13 protein-coding genes and 1 tRNA gene are annotated in these 15539 nt (G+C 69.9%); 11 read left to right on the top strand and 3 right to left on the bottom strand.

The genetic code is table 11. The features are described from left to right. Positions 1-15: 15 nt before the first annotated feature. The 3 genes from ACFOGJ_RS02200 to ACFOGJ_RS02190 all read right to left on the bottom strand — a co-directional run bounded on the left by ACFOGJ_RS02200 (position 16) and on the right by ACFOGJ_RS02190 (position 4016). Positions 16-2388, bottom strand: coding sequence for a xanthine dehydrogenase family protein molybdopterin-binding subunit (locus tag ACFOGJ_RS02200; protein ID WP_379897770.1), 2373 nt, complete (start codon positions 2386-2388; stop codon positions 16-18). Positions 2389-2407: 19 nt separating this feature from the next. Further along, on the bottom strand, positions 2408-2872 hold the full coding sequence (locus ACFOGJ_RS02195; RefSeq protein ID WP_379897769.1) for a (2Fe-2S)-binding protein: 465 nt from the start codon (positions 2870-2872) through the stop codon (positions 2408-2410). A gap of 337 nt (positions 2873-3209) precedes the next feature. Continuing rightward, the gene (locus tag ACFOGJ_RS02190; RefSeq protein WP_379897768.1) at positions 3210-4016 is read right to left on the bottom strand and encodes a CoxG family protein; all 807 of its coding nucleotides are present in this window, start codon (positions 4014-4016) and stop codon (positions 3210-3212) included. A 96-nt stretch (positions 4017-4112) separates the two neighbouring features. Here ACFOGJ_RS02190 and ACFOGJ_RS02185 point away from each other — a divergent pair, with 96 nt between their 5' ends. From ACFOGJ_RS02185 to clpP, 11 genes are all read left to right on the top strand, one after another. Further along, a complete protein-coding gene (locus tag ACFOGJ_RS02185) occupies positions 4113-4823 on the top strand; it encodes a hypothetical protein (RefSeq protein WP_379897767.1) in 711 nt (236 codons plus the stop codon). A 78-nt stretch (positions 4824-4901) separates the two neighbouring features. Further along, a complete protein-coding gene (locus ACFOGJ_RS02180; RefSeq protein ID WP_379897765.1) occupies positions 4902-5711 on the top strand; it encodes a cold-shock protein in 810 nt (269 codons plus the stop codon). Between the two features lie 60 nt (positions 5712-5771). Next, on the top strand, positions 5772-6959 hold the full coding sequence (locus ACFOGJ_RS02175; protein WP_379897764.1) for an acetoin utilization protein AcuC: 1188 nt from the start codon (positions 5772-5774) through the stop codon (positions 6957-6959). A gap of 142 nt (positions 6960-7101) precedes the next feature. After that, a complete protein-coding gene (locus ACFOGJ_RS02170; protein WP_379897763.1) occupies positions 7102-7638 on the top strand; it encodes a DUF192 domain-containing protein in 537 nt (178 codons plus the stop codon). After that, a complete protein-coding gene (locus ACFOGJ_RS02165; protein WP_379897762.1) occupies positions 7635-8141 on the top strand; it encodes a PaaI family thioesterase in 507 nt (168 codons plus the stop codon). The genes ACFOGJ_RS02170 and ACFOGJ_RS02165 overlap by 4 nt, the downstream gene beginning before the upstream one ends. Next, positions 8138-9547: an amidase gene (locus tag ACFOGJ_RS02160; RefSeq protein WP_379897761.1), complete on the top strand. Its 1410-nt coding sequence runs from the start codon at positions 8138-8140 to the stop codon at positions 9545-9547. The genes ACFOGJ_RS02165 and ACFOGJ_RS02160 overlap by 4 nt, the downstream gene beginning before the upstream one ends. 37 nt (positions 9548-9584) lie before the next feature. Beyond that, positions 9585-11084: an NAD(P)H-hydrate dehydratase gene (locus ACFOGJ_RS02155; RefSeq protein ID WP_379897760.1), complete on the top strand. Its 1500-nt coding sequence runs from the start codon at positions 9585-9587 to the stop codon at positions 11082-11084. 67 nt (positions 11085-11151) lie between these two features. After that, entirely contained in the window at positions 11152-12723 is a 1572-nt protein-coding gene (locus ACFOGJ_RS02150; protein WP_379897759.1) for a malonyl-CoA decarboxylase, read from the top strand. A gap of 231 nt (positions 12724-12954) precedes the next feature. Beyond that, a tRNA-Leu gene (locus ACFOGJ_RS02145) sits at positions 12955-13041 on the top strand. Positions 13042-13187: 146 nt separating this feature from the next. Further along, the gene (tig, locus tag ACFOGJ_RS02140; protein WP_379897758.1) at positions 13188-14615 is read left to right on the top strand and encodes a trigger factor; all 1428 of its coding nucleotides are present in this window, start codon (positions 13188-13190) and stop codon (positions 14613-14615) included. A gap of 222 nt (positions 14616-14837) precedes the next feature. Next, complete coding sequence (gene clpP, locus ACFOGJ_RS02135) at positions 14838-15494, top strand: ATP-dependent Clp endopeptidase proteolytic subunit ClpP (protein ID WP_379897757.1); 657 nt, start codon at positions 14838-14840, stop codon at positions 15492-15494. Positions 15495-15539 lie beyond the last annotated feature (45 nt).

The following is a 15539-nucleotide window of genomic DNA, read 5'->3' as shown; positions in this document are numbered from 1 at the left end:
GACAGGCGCGGGCCGCTACTCGGCGGCCGTTGCCATCTTTCCGCTGTGAATGGCGCGCCAGACCTTCTCTGGTGTCGCCGGCATGTCGATATCGGTGCCGATGGCATCCACGATCGCGTTGATCATCGCCGCCGGCGATGCGATCGCCCCGGCCTCGCCGCAGCCCTTCACACCGAGCGGGTTGTGCGGGCAGGGCATGTCGGTGGTCTCGATCCGCAGGCGCGGCAGGTCGCCGGCCCGCGGCATGCAGTAGTCCATGTAGGACCCCGTCACCAGCTGGCCGGACTCATCGTAGACGCACTGTTCCAGCAGCGCCTGGCCGACACCCTGCGCGATGCCGCCATGGACCTGGCCGTCGACGATCATCGGGTTCATCACAGTGCCGAAATCGTCGACCGCCACCCAGTCCACCAGGGTGGTGATGCCGGTGTCGGGATCCACCTCGACCTCGGCAATGTAGGCGCCGGAGGGGAAGGTGAAGTTCAGCGGGTCGAAGAAGCCGGTCTCGTCGAGGCCGGGTTCCACGCCCTCCGGATAGCTGTGCGGCACATAGGCGGTGAAGGCGATCTGCGCGATGTTCACCGACTTGTCGGTGCCCGCCACCTTGTAGGTGCCGCTCTCATGCTCGATATCGCCCTCTGACGCCTCCAGCATGTGCGCGGCGATCTTCTTCGCCTTGGCGATGACCTTGTCGGCGGCCACCTTGATCGCACCGCCGCCCACCGGGCCGGAGCGCGAGCCGTAGGTGCCCATGCCGAACGGCACGATGCCAGTATCGCCGTGCGCCACTTCGATATTCTCGTAAGGAACGCCCAACAGGTCGGAGACGACCTGGGCATAGACCGTCTCATGGCCCTGGCCGTGGCTGTGGCTGCCGGTATACAGGGTCACGCTGCCGGTGGGGTTGAACTTGATGTTCGCCGATTCCCACTGGCCGACACCGCCACCCAGCGCGCCGATCACCGCCGAAGGTGCCAGGCCGCAGGCCTCGATGAAGCAGGACAGGCCGATGCCACGCAGCTTGCCGCGCTTCTCCGCCTCCGCCTTGCGGGCCGGGAAGCCCTTGTAGTCGATCAGTTCCATCGCGCGGTCGAGCAGCACCGGGAAGTTGCCGGAATCGTAGGTCATCAGGACCGGCGTCTCGTAGGGGAAGCTCTCGGTCGGGATGAAGTTGCGGCGGCGGATCTCCGTCTTCTCGATGCCCATCTCGCGCGCGGCGATCTCCACCAGCCGCTCCACCACATAGGTGGCTTCCGGCCGGCCCGCGCCGCGATAGGCATCGACGCAGTTGGTGTTGGTGAAGCCGGCCTTCACCTCGCAGAAGATCTTCGGCGTCAGGTACTGGCCGGCCATCAGGCAGGCATAAAGATAGGTCGGCACGCAGGTGGAGAAGACCTGCAGATAGGCCCCCATGTTCGCCAGGGTCTTCACCCGCAGGGCGAGGAACTTGCCGTCCTTGTCCAGCGCCAGTTCCGCATGGGTGACATGGTCGCGGCCATGGGCGTCGGTCAGGAAGCTCTCGCTCCGCTCCGCCACCCACTTCACCGGCTTGCCGCCCAGCTTGCGCGAGGCCCAGAGGCAGGTGACCTCCTCGCTGTAAGTGTAGATCTTGGAGCCGAAGCCGCCGCCCACGTCGGGCGCCACCACCCGCAGCTTGTGCTCCGGCGCCAGCCCGATGAAGGCGGACAGGATCAGCCGGGTGACATGCGGGTTCTGGCTGGTGGTGTAGAGCACCAGCTCGTCGGTGCCGGAATCGTACTCGCCGATCGCCGCCCGCGGTTCCATCGCGTTCGGGATCAGGCGGTTGTTGATCAGGTCGACCTTGGCCACATGGGCGGCCTCGGAGAAGGCCTTCTCCACACCTTCGCGGTCGCCGAGCTCCCAGTCGTAGCAGAGATTGCCCGGCGCCTCCTCGTGCAGCTGCGGGGCGCTGGACTCGAAGGTCTTGCGCAGGTCGACGCTGGCGGGCAGGGCCTCGTAGTCGATCTCGACCGCCTCGGCCGCGTCCTTCGCCTGGCCCAGGGTCTCGGCGATCACCACCGCCACCGGTTCGCCGACATGGCGCACCTTGCCGAAGGCGAGAACCGGGTGCGGCGGGTTGCGGTGGGGCTGGCCGTGCTTGTCGGTCACCACCCAGCCGCAGATCAGCCCGCCGACCTTGTCGTTGGCGATATCCTCGCCGGTATAGATCGCCTTGACGCCGGGCATGCCCCGGGCGCCGCCAAGGTCAATCGACTTGATCGTCGCATGGGCATGCGGCGAGCGCACGAACACCGCGTGCAGCTGTCCGGCACGGTTCAGGTCGTCGACGTAACGGCCCTTGCCCGTGATGAAGCGCTGGTCCTCCCTGCGGGGGACGGCCGCGCCGATTCCAGTCGGAGCGTTCATTGTCGTTGGTCCCCCAGGATCACATGTTGGCGGCGGCTGCCTGTATCGCCTTCACGATGTTGTGGTAGCCGGTGCAGCGGCAGAGATTACCCTCCAGCTCTTCGCGGATGGTCTTCTCCTGCACGCTGCTGCCGTGGCGCTGGACGATGTCCAGGGCGCTCATGATCATGCCCGGGGTGCAGAAGCCGCACTGCAGGCCGTGATGTTCGCGGAACGCGGCCTGCATCGGATGCAGTTCGCCGTTCTTGGCCAGGCCCTCGATCGTGGTGACGGATTTGCCGTCGGCCTGGCTGGCCAGCATCGTGCAGGACTTGATGCTCTTGCCGTCGACATGCACCACGCAGGCGCCGCACTGGCTGGTGTCGCAGCCCACGTGGGTGCCGGTCAGGCGAAGATCCTCGCGCAGAAATTGCACGAGCAGGGTGCGCGGCTCGACGTCGCGCGTCACCTGTTCGCCGTTCACCGTCATGGTCACGGTTGCCATGCTCACTCCCTCCTAAGTCCTCAGATGCGCTTCGGTTAGCCCGCGAAGCGCTGTTTTCCCGCAAAGCGCTCGGCGTGGGTCGCCGGCACCTGGCCACTCCGGATTGCGTCCTCTGCCTGCCGGCGTCTGGCCGGCGGCCGCCCTCCGGCCATGTCAGGCCCGGGTCAGCGTTGCCATTCCCTCAATCTGGTGTCGGGTCGCGGTGAAGTTGCGGCACCGGGCGGGCTGTGCGGCAGCCTCTTGGACCCTGGCGAAGTCTCGCCGCGGAAAGCGGCTACGGTCAAGGCCCAAGGCGCCGCCAGGCACCCGGTCCGGCAGCCGTGACGAGCGACCGGGCCTAGTGACTGGAAGTGACGATATAGGCGATTGCTACGACAACGATGACGAGCACTGCGCCCCAGACCCAGATCGACAGCCCCCTGCCGGAAGCGGCCGCCCCGCCAGAGGTCGGCGGCGGCGGATGCGCATGGCCTTGATCCGCCGGCTCCGACGGTGCCGCAGCCGCATGCGTGGCGCCGGCCTCCGGCGCGATCGCCGCCGCAGTGGCCGCTGCCGCCGGGCCGCCATCGCCAACCGCCTGCCGGCTCGGTTCGGCGGCCGCGGAGCCGGCAGGGGCGGGCGCCGGGTCGGTGCTGTCATCGTCTCCGCCGGCGGGGCTGCCGCCACCCGAGCCAGAACTGTCCGATGCGGCCGGGGCGGCGGAGCCGGCCTCGACCACTGCCTTGAAGCGATCGAAGAAATCATCGGCCATCTTCTTCGCCGCGGAGTTCACCAGCCGCGAGCCGATCTGCGCCAGCTTGCCGCCGACCTGGGCGTTCACCTCATAGGCCATCAGGGTGCCGCCCTCGGCATCGGAGAGGCTGACCTTGGCGCTGCCCTTGCCGAACCCGGCGGCGCCGCCCTTGCCCTCGCCAACGATTTTGTAACTGTTCGGGGCGTCGATATCCTGGAGTTCGACGGCGCCCTTGAACTTCGCCTTAACGGGGCCGATTTTCGCCGTCACCGTCGCTTCGAACCCGGTCTCGGAGGTCTTGGAAATGCTATCGCAGCCGGGGATGCACTGGCCCAGAATGTCGGGATCGTTGAGTGCTTCCCACACCTTCTCGCGCGGGGCCGCGATAAGTTGCTCACCGCTCATGTCCATCGCGACGTCTCCTCGATTGGCAGTTCCGCTGCGGCGGCGACGCCGCGTCGTGGAAGATAGGCGGCACATTCTACCGCAGCAAGGCGTGCCCTGCTGATGCGGCCGGCAACGCGGTCCGCACTGGACGTGACGTTCTGGCTGCTGGAGCGCGGCGTGACCGACGGCTGGCCGCTGCCGCCGAAGCGGCTGCGGGCGATGCTGTATCTGGCGCAGGCGCGTTTCGCCGAACGCGAAGGGCGCAAGCTGATGCCCGCCACCTTCCTGGTCACCCAGCAGGGGCCGGTCGAACCGACCGTCACCCTGGTCATGGGCAGCGGCCTGAAGCGGCCCTGGGCGCCGTCGCTGCCGCCAGTCGCGGCGGTCTTCATGGAGGATTTCTGGGAACGCCACGGCCGGCTTGCCACCTCCGACATGCAGAAGGAAGTCGCCCGCCATCCGGCCTGGGTGGAGGCCTGGGGCCTGGGCCCGGGCAGCGAGGTGGAGTTCCTGGGCGCCCATCGCAGCACCGCGCAGCCCACCCACAGGGCGCAACCGGCGGAGGATCCCCTGGCAGCGGTGACCGAAGGCGACGGTGCCCCGTCGGCACGGCGGGCGGCGGAACAGGTGCCGGGGCAGGCGGCGGCCGCCGCCGCGACCGCACCGGTACCATCGTCGCCCGCGCATTTCGACGATCCGGAGATGGAACGGGCGCGGGCGCGCCAGGACGCCATGGAGCCCGAAGCGCTGCAGCTGAAGGAGAACGAGGTGCGCTTCACCCTCGACGGCCGCCGCATCACCAAGTGGCGGCCGCGCCGGCGCATCAACTGAGGCCAGCCCCCCGCCGAGTCGCGCCCCACCCGCGACACATTGCGCCATTGAAGCGCTGTGGTAGGGTATTAACGCCGGGTGTTTTTTGGGTGGACCATCGTGATGCAAGAAGGTGAGTTCCCGGTCGGGGGCAATGGTGGTGTTGAAGTCGTCCGGGGTCAGATCAAGTGGTTCAATGCAGTCAAGGGGTTCGGGTTCGTCAAGCCCGATGACGGGTCCGGGGATGTCTTCCTGCACCTGACCTGCCTGCGGGATTACGGCCGGGATTCGGTCGCCGAGGGAACAACCATCGAGTGTGAGGTCGCCCAGCGCGCCAAGGGCAAACAGGCGGTCCGCATTCTCACCCTCGACCCATCTACCGCACAGGAAGGTGACGGCGGGCCGCGCGGCCCGGGCGGTCCCCGAAGCCATGGTGTGGGCGGACACGGTACGGGCGGGCATGAACCGGGCGGCGGCTATGGCGGCGGACCCGATGGCGGCTGGAACGGTCGCCCGCCGCGGCGTGAAGGCCGGTTCGGCGATCGCGACCGCGGCGGCTACGACCCCTCCGCGCATGGCGCCGAGCAACCCGACCTGGGCTATGGCCGCGCGCCGCGGTTCCGCGATGGCGGCGACGATGCGGGAATGCGCGGCGGCCGCCCGCCGCAGCGCCGGGTGGCCGAGGTGGTGCCGGAAGGCGAGTTCATGTCCGCCACGGTGAAATGGTTCAACCCGATCCGCGGCTATGGCTTCGTTCTCTGCCAGCAATACCCCCAGGACGTCTTCCTGCACATGGAAGTCCTGCGCCGTGCCGGCGTACGGGACCTGCAGCCGGGCCAGGAAATCGAGATCCGGGTCGGCCAGGGGCCGAAGGGCCTGCAGGTGGCCGAGGTGCGCGTTTCAGCCTGAGCCGGCCCGCGACCGTATGGCGTGAAAACCGTGTGGCGTGAAAACGGCGGGGGCGGCGGCGTGCGCGAGGAGCGCGTGGCCGTGTCGCTGGACCGCCCGGAGAAGGGCGATGGCCCCGATCCCCGGATCCGTCCGCTGCTGATCGGCAGCGAGATCTACCGTGCCTCGATCTACGGCGGCGGCACAGGCGACCGGCCGCAGAACGACGGTACCCGCCACCCTCTGGCAATCCCGCGCGTTTCCCTGACCATCGACCTGCTGCGGCTTCTGGACTGGCTGCCGGACGACGCCTATGTCGACAGCCCCCGGGCCAGCCCGGCGCAGCTCGCCCGCTTCCACGATCCCGACTATGTCGCGGCGGTGCAGGCGGCAGAGGCGTCGGGCCGGGCACCGGAAGCGGTGCGGGTGCGCTACAATATCGGCCGCGCCGGCAACCCGATCTATGGCGAGATGTTCCGCCGCCCGGCGACCGCCTGCGGCGCCAGCATCCTGGCCGCCGGCCTGCTGCGGGACGGCGGTATCGTCCACAGCCTGGCCGGCGGCACCCACCATGCCCTGCGCGACCGTGCCTCGGGCTTCTGCTTCTTCAACGACCCGGTGCTGGCGATGCTCGCGCTTCTGGACGGCGGCCTGGAGCGGGTCGCCTATGTCGACATCGACGCCCATCACGGCGATGGCGTCGAAATCGCCTTCCGGGGCGATCCGCGGCTTCTCTACCTCTCCGTGCATGAACGCGACCGCTGGCCGTTCACCGGAACCGAGCCGCGGTCGCCCTGTGGCATGATCCGGAACTACGCCGTCCCGGCGGGCATGAACGACAGCGAGATGCGCTTCCTGTTCGACGCGGCCATCCAGCCGCTGCTGGAGGGTTTCGCCCCGCAGGCGATCGTCCTGCAATGCGGCGCCGACGCACTGGCCGACGACCCGCTGAGCAAGCAGATGCTGTCCAACAACGCGCATTGGGAGGTGGTGCGCCGGCTGCGACCGCTGGCGCCGCGCATCCTGGTGCTGGGCGGCGGCGGCTACAACCCCTGGTCCGTCGCGCGCTGCTGGGCGGGCGTCTGGGCGGTCCTGAACGACCTGCCAGTGCCGGCGCGCCTGCCGGCAGCGGCGGAGGCCCTGCTGAGGGGCGTGACATGGCGCCGCTCCCAGGGCCGGAACCCGCCCGCGCACTGGTTCGAAACCCTGCGCGACCCGGCCCGCGAAGGCGATGTCCGCGCGGAAGTGCGCCGGCTCGCAGCGGCCTGACGGCAGGCCCGTTGCCGACCGTCGCCGGGGCAGGGCGCGCCCCGTGCGGCGGCCGGTCGGGCATTGCATCCGAGGCCATGAGCGACCTACCGTCACGGCGCCTTCCACCCGGCGGCCGCCCGGCCCAACGGAGACCCTGACGATGCCCGACGCCAAGCCGCAGTTCGCCGGCCCGGTCCAGATCCACGCCGTCCGGGCGCTGGCATTCCTGCTGCTGGCCGGCCTGTGGCTTGCCCAGGCCGGGCCAGCCGCGGCCCTGGAGCGGTCCGAGCTCGTCGTGCAGGCGGAAACCGGGGCGCAGCGCTTCGTGGTGGAGGTCGCGGCCACCCCGCAGGAGCAGGCCCAGGGCCTGATGCACCGCCGCAGCCTGGACGCCGATGCCGGCATGCTGTTCCCCTTTCCGGAGGCCCGCCCGGCAAGGTTCTGGATGCGCAACACCTTCGTTTCCCTGGACCTGCTGTTCATCGCCCCCGACGGGCGCATCGAAAGCATCCATGCGCGGGCGCAGCCGCTGGACGAGAGCACGATCCCCTCCCGCGGCGCGGTGATCGCGGTGCTGGAGATCCTGGCCGGGGAGGCGGAGCGCAGGGGTATCCGGCCCGGCGACAGGGTGCTGCATCCGGCGCTGCCGGCACCCGATACGGCGCCGGGCGGTTCTGCCACGGGGGCGCGCCAGTGAGCCCGCCGCGCGGCATTCCCGACGGCTTTGTCGAGCGGCCCACCCGCGGCCCGTTCGCCCGCCTGGTCGGTCCCTATTACGAGGCGCCGGCGCGCGGGAGCGACGCGTCGGAGACCGTGCGGCGCGGCTTCCAGGTGGAGGAGCGCCATACCAACGCGCTGGGCATCGCCCATGGCGGGATGCTGATGGCCTTCCTCGATTCCGTGCTCGCCGGGGCCGTGGCGACGGTGGCGGAGGGCAGCTTCGTCACCCTGCGGATGACGACCGACTTCCTGGCGCCCGCCCGGCGCGGCGACTGGGTGGAAGGGCAGGCCGCGGTGACGCGGCAGACCCGTTCGGTCTGTTTCGTACGTGGCGAACTGCGGGTCGGCGAACGCCGGGTTGCCACGGCGGACGCGGTGTTCCGCCTGCTGCCGCGCCGCCACGCCGAGCAGCCCGACAGCGGCCCGTCGCAGACGCAAGCGCCACCGTCGGAGAGAACCGAACCAGGAGAGACAGGATGACGGACGATATCGGCTTCATGCCCGCCGCCGAGATGCTGGCGGGCTTCCGCGACCGGCGCCTGTCGCCGGTGGAGGTGATGGAGGCGGTCCTCGCCCGGGCGGAGGCGCTGCAGCCCCGCCTGAACGCCTTCACCCTGATCGATGCCGAGGGCGCGCGTGCTGCGGCGCGGGCGTCGGAGGCGCGCTGGCAGAGCGGACAGCCGCTCGGGCGCCTGGACGGCGTGCCCGTCACCGTGAAGGACCTGCTGCTGACCCGCGGCTGGCCCACCCGCCGGGGCTCCCACACGGTGGATCCCGACCAGCCCTGGACCGAGGACGCGCCGGTCGTCGCGCGGCTGCGGGAGCATGGCGCGATCCCCTTCGCCAAGACCACCACGCCGGAATATGGCTGGAAGGGGCTCGACGACAGTCCGCTAACCGGCTTCACCCGGAACCCCTGGAATCCGGAGCGGACGCCGGGCGGCTCCTCCGGCGGTGCCGCGGCGCAGGTGGCGGCCGGCATCGGCCCGCTGGCGCTCGGCACCGACGGCGGCGGCTCAATCCGGATCCCCGCCGCGTTCTGCGGCATCTTCGGCCTGAAACCCTCCTTCGGCCGGGTGCCGGCCTGGCCGGCCAGCCCGTTCTCCACAGTCGCCCATGTCGGGCCGATGACCCGCAGCGTGACCGACGCGGGGCTGATGCTGACCGTCCTGGCGGAACCCGACTGGCGCGACTGGTATGCGCTGCCCCCGTCCGGCGCGGACTATTGCGACGGGCTGGAGGCGGGCATCGCCGGCCTGCGGATCGCCTGGTCGCCCGATCTCGGCCATGCCGACCTGCATCCGGAAGTCGCGGCACTGACGGAAGCGGCACTGGACGGGCTGCGCGAGCAGGGCGCGCAGGTGGAGCGGATCGACCCGCCTTTTGCCGATCCGGCGGAGACGTTCTGGACCCACTGGCTGATGGGCGCGCGCAACCTGCTGCGCAACCTGACCCCGGCACAGCGGGAGAAGCTGGACCCCGGCCTGCGGCACTGCTTCGAGGATTCGCTGGACATCACCGTGGAGCAGATCCTGGATGCCCAGAACGCCCGTGCCGCGCTGGGCCTGACGATGAACCGCCTGCACCAGGACTACGACCTGCTGGCGACCCCCAGCCTTGCGGTGCCGGCCTTTCCCCTGGGCCGGCTGGATCCGGACGGCCGGGAGGACCGTAATTGGCTGGGTTGGACCCCCTTCTCCTATCCCTTCAACCTGACCCAGCAGCCTGCGGCGACGATGCCCTGCGGCCTGACCGCGGACGGCCTGCCGGTCGGCCTGCAGCTGGTCGGCCCGATGCATGCCGATGCACTGGTGCTGCGGGCCGCACGGGCCTTCGAGCAGGCGCGCCCCTGGCACGACCGCCGGCCGCTGCTGCCGGCGGGCTGAGCAGCCGCGCCGGCAAGCAGCCACGGAGGCGGGCAGGATGACCGGCCATGGCATCGCGGCGGCGGCCTGGCGCGACCTCGCCCTGCTGAGCACGGCGGAGATGGGCGAGGCCGACCGGCAGGCCATCGCCGGCGGGACCCCCGGCTTCACCCTGATGCAGGCGGCGGCCGCCGGTATCGTGCGGGTGACGACGGAGATGTTCTCGCCCCGGCCGGTGACCATCCTCTGCGGCCCCGGCAACAATGGCGGCGATGGCTATGTGGCCGCCGACATGCTGCGCCGACGCGGCTGGCCGGTGACGGTCCAGGCGCTCGGCGATCCGGCGCGTCTGGCCGGCGACGCGCTGACGGCCTGGCGTCGCTGGGATGCGCCGGTGGCGCCGCTGACGGATGCACCACCCGCCGGCACGGCGCTGGTGATCGATGCGCTGTTCGGCGCCGGCCTGGCGCGCGACCTTGAGGGACCGGCCGCCGCGGCCCTGGGCGGCGTGGCCGCCGCCGGCCTGCCGTCGATCGCCGTGGACGTGCCCAGCGGCCTGGACGGCAATAGCGGGCGGATCCGCGGCACCTGCCTGCCGGCCACCGCCACCGTCACCTTCTTCCGCCTGAAGCCGGGCCACCTGCTGCTGCCCGGCCGCGCGCTCTGCGGGCGGTTGGCGCTGGTCGACATCGGCATCCCCGAAGGCGTCCTGGACGCGATCGCGCCGGGCTATGCCCGCAACCACCCGGCGCTGTGGCAGCGGGTCCTGCCGCTGCCACAGGCCGCCGGCCACAAGTACAGCCGCGGCCATCTGCTGGTCCGCGCGGGCGGGGCGGCGGCGACCGGTGCGGCGCGGCTCGCCGCGACGGCGGCCCTGCATGCCGGTGCCGGCCTCGTGACCCTGGCCGCCGACGCGGCGGCGATCCGGACCGCCGCCTGCCAGCTGACCGCGGTGATGCTGGCCGCGGCAGAGAATGCGGCTGCCTTCGACGACCTGCTGCAGGACGAGCGCCGCAACGCGGTTCTGCTGGGCCCCGGCAACGGGGTCGGGGCGGACACCCGGCAGGCCGTCCTCGCCGCCCTGGGACGCGGCAGGGCCTGCGTGCTGGATGCCGATGCCCTGAGCAGCTTCCGCGACGACCCCGATGTGCTGTTCGGCGCGCTGCACCGCGCCTGCGTCCTGACTCCGCATGACGGCGAATTCAAGCGGCTGTTCCCCGACCTGGCCGATCCGGCCGCCGGCCCCAAGACGGCGCGCGTGGCCGCCGCCGCGGCCCGCAGCGGTGCGGTGGTGCTACTGAAGGGCGCCGACACGACCATCGCCGCACCCGACGGGCCCTGTCTGGTGAACGCCAACGCACCGCCGGCCCTCGCCACGGCCGGTGCCGGCGACGTCCTGGCTGGCATCATCGGCGGCCTACTGGCCGCCGGCATGCCGGCCCTTGCCGCCGCCGCCGCCGGCACCTGGCTGCACGGCGCTGCGGGAACCCTGGCCGGGGCAGGGGCGAGTGCGGAGGACCTTGCCGCCGCGGTCCCGGCAGCCTGGCACCAGCTGTGAGAACCGGGGTCCGTCCATGGTTGCAGAGCCCCCATCCGAGCCTCAAATACCCGTGATGACAGAGCCGATGACCGACCGCACCGATACGTCGACAGCCGCCACCGCGCCCGCTGCGCTGCCCGAACCCCGCCTGCCCGACAAGCCTGTGGCCGAGGCACATGGCGCCAAGACGCGCCTGCCCGAACGTCGCCCCGGCGCGCCGCGCGCCCGCGAGGCGACCCTCCTGGACCGGACCGTGACCCGGCTGGGCCGCGCCTGGCGCGAAGCGACGGGAACGGCACGGCTGCGCCTGGCCGGTCACCTGCGGCCGGACCTTCCCGATGACGATCTGGAGCGTCTGCGGCGGCAGATCGACGATTGCCTGGCCGGGCGGGGCGGGGAAGTGGCGGCGCGGCTGCGCGCGGCGGAACTCGGCCGCGCCTACCTGACCCTGTCCGCCACCGGGCGGGAGCGGTTCTTCCGGCTGCTGGCCACGGAATACGGGCCCGCGCCGGGCGCCCTGGAAGAAGCGGTCGCTGCCTGGCAGGCCGCCACGGACGAGCTTGAGCGCCATCGGGGCGAACGGCGGATGCGCCAGGCCCTGGCATCGCCAAGGATCGTTTTGCTTAGGCAATTCAATATATTGGACCAGGGTGTTAAATTTCTGGTCGATATGCGGGCCGACCTTCTGGCATTGCGCGACAGCCTGCCGGAAGCCGACGCCGCGGTCTTCCAGCCGGTCGACGACGATATCCGCGAGATCCTGGTGGGCTGGTTCGACGTCGGCTTCCTGGACCTGACGCGGATCACCTGGCAGGCGCCGGCAGCGCTCCTGGAGAAGCTGATCGCCTATGAGGCCGTGCACCGCATCGAGTCCTGGGACGATTTGAAGAGCCGCCTGGATTCCGACCGGCGCTGCTATGCCTTCTTCCATCCGCGCATGCCGGACGAGCCGCTGATCTTCGTCGAGATCGCCCTGGTCGACGGCATTGCCGGCGATGTCCAGGAACTGCTGGAGCGGGAAGCGCCGCCGCTGGACCCGCGCGAGGCGGACACCGCGATCTTCTATTCGATCTCCAACTGCCAGAAGGGCCTGCGTGGGGTCAGCTTCGGCAACTTCCTGATCAAGCGGGTGGTGGAGGAGCTTCGCCGCGACCTGCCGAACCTGAAGACCTTTTCCACCCTGTCGCCGATTCCCGACTTCCGTCGCTGGCTGGACAGGGAACTGGCGGAGAAGGGCGACGAACTGCTGCTGGAGACGGAGCGCCGGGCGCTGGCGCCCTTTGCCTCCGGGCAGGTGGAAACCGCGCCGGCGGCGGTGCTCGCCGGGCTTCTGCAGCGCCCCGACTGGCCGGAGGACGGGGCGGTACGGGAGGTGCTGGAGCCGATCCTCATGCGGCTCTGCGCCGGCTATCTGCTGACCGCCCGGCGCGGCCGCCGGGCCGCCGACCGGGTCGGACATTTCCACCTGTCGAACGGGGCGCGGATCGAGCGGCTGAACTGGCTGGGGGACCGCTCCGCGAAAGGCCTGCGCGAAGCCGCGGGACTGATGGTCAACTACCGCTACAAGCTGGACGAGATCGACGAGAACCACGAGGCCTACCGTACCGATGGCACGGTGACCGCACTTGGCAGCGTGCGGCGGCTTGGCCGCAGCTGAACGGCTTGCGCATTCGGCTTTTTGTGTTTCCGACAGCCGTGCTATAGACGCGGGCTATTTTCGATCGCAAGGCCTGATTGCCTTCCGAAACGGGTGTGTTCTGCCTTGCCGGGACCGTCCGCCGGAGCGGCAGCGGCCGGATCCGCAGATGCGGCGGACCGGCTCGCAGGAGGCCTGGGCTCCGGACCGTCTGTTGCAGACTGTACAGGCCCGGGCGCTCCCGACACCGATGCGGGCGTGGCGGAACTGGTAGACGCGCCAGGTTTAGGTCCTGGTGGCAGCAATGCCGTGGGGGTTCAAGTCCCTTCGCCCGCACCAGCCCGTCCTGTCGCGGGGCCGCCGAGGCGCGGCCTGCCGCGTGCAGCTGCGGCGGGCGACGCGGCGTCGCCCCGGCCGGGCCCTTGCGATCGCACGAGAGCTGAAGCCGATGCGCTGAGAGAGGGCGACAAGGAATGGATATCAATGTGAGCGCACCGGAAGGCCTGCGCCGGGAAATCAAGATCAACGTGCCGGCCTCGGAGCTGGACGCGAAGGTCGACGAGAAGCTGAAGGACCTCAGCAAGCAGGTCCGCATGCCGGGCTTCCGCCCCGGCAAGGCACCGGTGAAGCTCCTGCGCAAGCAGTACGGCAAGGCCGCCTTCGGCGAGGTCGTCAGCGAGACGGTGAACGAGGCCATGCAGAAGTGCATGGCGGACAACAACCTGCGCCCCGCCACCGAGCCGGATGTCGATTTCGGCGAGCCGGAGGAGGGCAAGGACCTCGTCTGCTCCGTCAATTTCGAGGTGATGCCGGAGTTCGAACTCGGCGATTTCTCGACCATCGAGCTGGAGCGCGCGACCTCCGGCCCGGAGGACGAGAAGGTCGAGGAGCAGCTCAAGGCGATCGCCGAGCAGCAGAAGAACTTCGCCCGGATCGAGGAGGCACGACCCGCCCAGAACGGCGATTCCCTGCTCATCGATTTCGTCGGCCGGGTCGACGGCACCGCCTTCGAGGGTGGCGCGGCGGAGGACTACGCCCTAGAGATCGGCTCCGGCACCTTCATTCCGGGCTTCGAGGAGCAGTTGACCGGCGCCGCGGAAGGCGAGAAGCGCGACGTCACGGTCACCTTCCCCGAGGACTACGGCAATGCCGAACTGGCCGGCAAGGAGGCCGTCTTCGAGGTGACGGTGAAGGAGATCCGGGCGCCGGAAGCGGTCGAGCTGAACGACGATTTTGCCCAGAAGCTCGGACTGCAGAGCCTGGACGAGTTGCGCGACATGGTGCGCCAGCAGATGCAGGGCGAGTTCGACAGGGCCTCGCGTTTCATGGTGAAGCGCAAGCTGCTGGACGCCCTGGCCGAACGCTACGATTTTGCCGTCCCGGCCGGCATGCTGCAGGGCGAATTCGACCAGATCTGGGGCCAGGTCGCCCCCGACGAGGCGGCGCTGGAAGCCGAGAAGGAGAAGACCGGCAAGGGCGAGGATGAGCTGAAGGACGAGTACCGCGCCATTGCCGAGCGCCGCGTCCGGCTGGGACTGGTGCTTGCCGAAGTCGGCCGCTTCAACAACATCCAGGTGCAGCAGGACGAACTGCAGCGGGCGCTGCTGGACGAGGCGCGGCGCTATCCGGGCCAGGAGCAGCAGGTGCTGCAGTTCTATCAGCAGAACCCGGAGATGATGCAGCGGCTCCGCGCCCCCATATACGAGGACAAGGTCGTCGACTTCGTGCTCGAGATGGCCAAGGTGAACGAGAAGTCGCTTCCCGCGCAGGAATTCATGGCGCTGGCCGAGGCGGAGGACGAAGAGGACGGCCACGACCATCACCACCACGATCATGATCACCACCATCATGACCACGACCATGATCACGACCATGACCACAGCCACGACCATGCAGGCCACAAGGAGGCCTGACCGGCCGGCAGCGTAGCCCGGCGGCAGGGGCCGGGAGCGGCCGCGCAGGCGGCTGCCCAGCCCCGCCGCAGGACCGTCGCAGTGCCGCCGGCCGCGACGGTGGGAAAGGGATCGGCCGCCAGCTTCCCGATCCCACCGGCCCGCGCCCGCAACCTTCGACCGACCGGGATCCTGGCCAGGTCCCCCGGCCGGACCAGCCGATCAAGCCCGAGGACATCCGAGATGAGAGATCCGGTACAGACCGCCACCAGCTATCTGATCCCCATGGTGGTGGAGCAGACCAACCGCGGCGAGCGGTCCTACGACATCTATTCGCGCCTGCTGAAGGAGCGGATCGTGTTCGTAACCGGGATGGTCAACGACGAGATGGCCACCCTGATCACCGCCCAGCTCCTGTTCCTGGAGGCGGAGAACCCGAAGAAGGACATCGCGATGTACATCAACAGCCCGGGCGGTGTCGTCACCTCCGGCCTGTCGATCTACGACACGATGCAGTACATCCGTCCCGAGGTCGCCACACTGTGCCTCGGCCAGGCCGCATCGATGGGGTCGCTGCTGCTGACCGCCGGCGCGAAGAACAAGCGATTCGCGCTGCCGAATGCACGGATCATGGTTCACCAGCCCTCCGGCGGCTTCCAGGGCCAGGCGGCGGATATCGAGATCCATGCCCGCGAGATCCTGGAGATCCGTGCGCGGCTGAACGAGATCTATGCCAAGCATACCGGCAGGACCGTCGAGGAAGTCGAGAAGGTGATGGATCGCGACACCTTCATGCTGCCCAGCACGGCGAAGGACTTCGGCCTCATTGACGATGTGGTAACCAGCCGCGAGGTAGTGGAAGAGAAGGCCGGACAGGACAGCAAGGACGGGAAGGACTGATCCTATCCGTCCGGACAGTCTTGGCGGCGCGCCGCACCGGCACCA

The sequence above is a fragment of the Marinibaculum pumilum genome (assembly GCF_042646425.1).
Lineage (GTDB): Bacteria > Pseudomonadota > Alphaproteobacteria > Ferrovibrionales > Ferrovibrionaceae > Marinibaculum > Marinibaculum pumilum.
Note: the sequence above shows the minus strand (reverse complement) of the source record. Positions and strands in the feature narration are given on the sequence as shown.